General features: G+C 46.3%; 1 protein-coding gene. It reads right to left on the bottom strand.

Going from position 1 to position 449, the window contains the following annotated elements; translation table 11 throughout:
* A partial coding sequence (locus tag ACF8EG_RS11385) for an EF-Tu/IF-2/RF-3 family GTPase (RefSeq protein ID WP_392411410.1) occupies positions 1-449 on the bottom strand: 449 nt, incomplete at both ends.

Below are 449 nucleotides of genomic sequence, written 5' to 3'. Positions count from 1 at the left end.
ATGTTGTCGCCTGGCATTACCATTTCTACGCCTTCTGGTAGAGAGATATCGCCAGTTACGTCAGTTGTACGGAAGTAGAACTGTGGACGGTAACCTTTGAAGAAAGGAGTGTGACGACCGCCTTCTTCTTTAGATAGTACGTATACTTCTGATTCGAACTTAGTGTGTGGAGTGATTGAACCAGGCTTAGCTAGTACTTGACCACGTTCAACTTCGTCACGCTTAGTACCACGTAGAAGTGCACCAACGTTCTCACCTGCACGGCCTTCGTCTAGAAGCTTACGGAACATCTCTACACCAGTACATGTTGTAGTAGTTGTATCCTTGATACCTACGATAGCAACTTCGTCACCAACTGTTAGGATACCACGCTCGATACGGCCAGTTACTACTGTACCACGACCTTGGATTGAGAATACGTCTTCGATAGGCATTAGGAATGGCTGATC

This window comes from Vibrio sp. YQ_11 (genome assembly GCF_043103065.1).
Classification (GTDB): Bacteria; Pseudomonadota; Gammaproteobacteria; order Enterobacterales; family Vibrionaceae; genus Vibrio; species Vibrio parahaemolyticus.
This window is presented reverse-complemented; position numbering and strand designations above follow the sequence as displayed.